Genomic DNA, 3,615 nt, shown 5'->3' on the forward strand with positions numbered 1-3,615 from the left:
GTGATCCCGGCGACGGCGGTGGTGCCGGGGATGACGCACACGGCGTCGGCGCTGTAGCGGGCGTCATGGGCCTGCCACAGCGAGTCCGAGCGCCACCAGCGACGGACGTCGCCGTCGATGACGGGGACGAACGGGACGGGCTTACCCGGCATGCGACAGATGTCGAGGAACTCGGCGGCGTCGGCGGGGTGGAGGGTCGCGGTGGCCAGCTCCGGGTAGCGGGCGGCGAGTGCGTCGACGACCTCGGTGGGGCGCTCCATCGCCTCGACGCGGGGGAAGGCCGAGAGGATCCGACCGGAGTCCGCGGCGTCCAGCCGGGCCTCGGTGCGCTGCACCATGCGGTGGAAGCGCTCACGGATGGTGGGGTCGAGCCAGACCGAGCGGGCGATGTCGGCGGTCGCCTCGGAGGCGGTGCCGGCGGCAGGCGCGGAGGCGAGCGACAGCTCGGCGAACCTGCGCAGCCACTGCTCGTAGGTCATGGTGTCGAGGTCACCGAAGTACGGCTTGGCGGTGCCGTTGATCGCGGCGATGATCTCCTCGCGGCGCTCGGCCACGGCCTCGGCGTCGCCGGCGACCTCGTCCAGCAGTCGCCCCGTGCGGGCGGCCGTGTTGTCGATCTCGTGGATGTCCGCGCCGAGCTGGCTGCGGCCGGAGGCCATCCCGCCCTCGGCCTGGCCGGCGCCCACCCAGTGGTCCACGCCGACGGTGTCCACGAGGAGCTGCTTGACCTGCGGGCTGGTGGTGGCCTCGAGCGTCGCCATGGCGGCGGTGCCCACGAGGATGCCGTCGACGGGCATGGCCGGGTAGCCGTGGGCGTTGGCCCAGGATCCGGTGAGGTAGTCGGCGGCCCGCTCCGGGGTGCCGATCCCGCCGCCGACGCACAGGACCACGTTGGGCCGGTCGCGCAGCATCGGGTAGGTGGCCAGCAGGAGGGCGTCGAGGTCCTCCCAGGAGTGGTGGCCGCCCGCGCGCCCGCCCTCGACCTGCACGATCACGGGCATATGGGGTACCTCGGCGGCGATCCGCACGACCTGGCGGATCTGCGCGACCGTGCCCGGCTTGAAGCTCACGTGGCGCAGTCCGGCCTCGGTGAGCTCCTCGATGAGGGCCACGGACTCGTCGAGCTCGGGGATGCCGGCGGTGACGATCACCCCGTCGAAGGGGACGCCCGCGGCGCGGGCCTTCTGGACCAGTCGCTTGCCGCCGACCTGCAGCTTCCACAGGTACGGGTCGAGGAACAGGGAGTTGAACTGCGCGCTGCGGCCGGGCTCGAGGAGCTCGGTGAGGCGCTGGGTGTTCTCGGCGAAGATCGGCTCGGTCACCTGACCACCGCCGGCGAGCTCGGCCCAGTGGCCGGCGTTGGCCGCGGCCGCGACGATCTCCGGGTCCACGGTGGTCGGGGTCATCCCGGCCAGCAGGATCGGCGAGCAGCCGGTGAGGCGGGTGAACGAGGTCTCCACGTGCACGCTGCCGTCGGGCAGGGTGATGAGCTGGGGCTGGTACGCCGTCCACGGGCGCTCGATCGACGGGGTGGCACCCGGCGTGAAGAGGTTGCGCAGCCCCCCGCGGGTGGCGGCGGCGACCACACCGACGCCCTGGCCGCGGACCACAGAGCGGTTGAGGCGGGTCAGGGCCTCGCCCGGGCCCATGTCGAGGATCCACTCCGCGCCGGAGTGCAGGGTCTCGGCCATCTCCTCGACCCAGTCGACGGGCTCGGCGAAGACCTGGCGGGCCAACGCGGCCGCGCGGTCGGCGTCCAGGCCACAACGGGCCGCCCAGTCGGACACGATGTCCACCGCGGGGGCCATCGCGGGATGGTGGAAACCGACCTCCACCTCGAGGGGGTCGAAGACGGGGGCGAAGACTTCGCCGCCGGTGAGCTTGGCCTCGCGACGGCGGCGGGACTCGGCCTCGAGGTCCGCGCAGTGACGGCGCAGGTCCTCGAGATCGTCCGGACGGCCCACCACGACGTGACGGCGTTGCGCGTTGCGGATGGAGACGGTCGGCCGCAGTGCGGGGTCGACCGCGGAGAAGACCTCGTCGACGAGGGCGCGCAGTCGCGCGCCGTCGATGCCCGACACGCCGACCATGGGGCTGGCCTCGCCACGGCGGAACAGGCCCGTGCGGCGTCCGATCAGGGTGGCGGCGGCGCCGATGAGCTCGGCCATCGCCAGGAGGCGGTCGTCGATCGACCCGAAGGTCTCGACCGATTCCACGGCGAGGATGCCCTGGGAGTGTCCGACCACGGCGGCGGGGGCGGTGTCGTTGACGTCGAAGCCCTCGGCGGCGAGCGCGCGGACGGCGCCCACCTGGGTGAGCAGGACGGCCGGCAGGGAGACGGCGGCGGAGGAGAGCGACGCCTCGTCGGGGAGGTCACCGTGGTCCTCGTCCTCGCCGGTGGTGGTGTTGGCCCACTCGATGGGGCGGAAGCCGTGGGGCCGGACCACCGCGATCTCGTCGTGGACCGGCTCGGTGAGGGCGACGGAGGAGTCGACGAGGTCCTGCAGTTCGGGACCGATCCCGGTGCCGTCGATGAGGTCGCTCAACGCGTCGCGCCACGCGATCCCCTGTCCCCCGAAGGCGAGGGCGTAGGCGGTGCCCTCACGCAGGTCGTCCGCGAGCGCGCGGGCCTGGCGGCGGGCCGCGTGTCCGGTCTCGAGCGGGCGGGGTGTGAGGTCGCGGTCGTCGATCGTCACGTGTGGAACTCCTTGGCAACTTCGTCTGGGACATCTCCACGCCGAGACCAGTTGCTGGTCCGACGCAGGGCACAGACTGCCACAGGAAGTTGAGGGAGCCCTCAGCTTGAGGGGGTACGGCCGTCCGTTCGGGGGTTAGCCGAGGGGGCCGACGCGTGAGCCCGATCACAATACGGAGCTGATGGTTCCCTCATATACACAGGTGAGGGGCACCTCAGGTTTCGGGGTACCCATGTTACCGAATCGTTATCTCGTTCTCAGGGGTGATCTGCCAGACGACGGCGTGTCGCCGTCGCCTCCCACACCCCGGCACAGCCGTCAGGCGCCGCACCGGAGAACGGCCATCATCTCGGCGTCGAGACCCTCGGTGGGGCACAGGTCGACGGCCAGACGGCGCGGCCCGGACGACCACTCGACGTGGGCCGTCCGGACCTCGTCGCCGACGGCGATCGTGACCAGTCCGCCGATCCCCGGTTGCTCTTCGGGCGCCAGCCCCCCTCGTCCGACCGTCTCGACGGCGGTCACCTCGGCGACCGTCGCCGGACCCGGAGCGGGGATCAGACGCACCTGCACCCTGGTGCCGTCGAACGCGCCGACCCAGGCCGCCAGCATCCCCGTCCCGTCCGCGCGCAGGTCGAGGGTGTACCCGTGCGCGAACCACGACCCGGTCTCGCGGACCACCTCGGCGGGAGAGGGCACGGGGGCTGCCGACGTCGGGGTGGCGACGAGGGTGGACACCCCCGCCATCGACGCCACGAGCGCGACCGCGGCCAGCGCGCGTCCCGCTCTCCGTCTCACCTGCATTGTCCTCATGAAGTCACTGTAGTCCCGCCAGTAACACGATCAGGTGCCACGAATGCGTCGAAATGGTCACCAAAACCCCAACCCGCCGACTAGGGCGTGTCTCCCAATCGGCGTA

General features: G+C 72.1%; 2 protein-coding genes. Both read right to left on the reverse strand.

Features of this window, described 5'->3' with window-relative positions; genetic code table 11:
• A partial coding sequence (locus tag G6021_RS02855; RefSeq protein ID WP_182640633.1) for a fatty acid synthase subunit beta domain-containing protein occupies nucleotides 1-2,696 on the reverse strand: 2,696 nt, incomplete at its 3' end.
• 318 nt (nucleotides 2,697-3,014) lie between these two features.
• Entirely contained in the window at nucleotides 3,015-3,509 is a 495-nt protein-coding gene (locus G6021_RS02860) for a hypothetical protein (RefSeq protein WP_241730593.1), read from the reverse strand.
• Nucleotides 3,510-3,615: the final 106 nt, after the last annotated feature.

This window comes from Dietzia sp. CW19 (assembly GCF_014145265.1).
Taxonomy (GTDB): Bacteria; Actinomycetota; Actinomycetes; order Mycobacteriales; family Mycobacteriaceae; genus Dietzia; species Dietzia natronolimnaea.

Bases quoted from the DNA above. Each gene is read 5' to 3' on its own strand.
- G6021_RS02860 (WP_241730593.1), bottom strand. From the start codon at position 3,509: ATGAGGACAATGCAGGTGAGACGGAGAGCGGGACGCGCGCTGGCCGCG.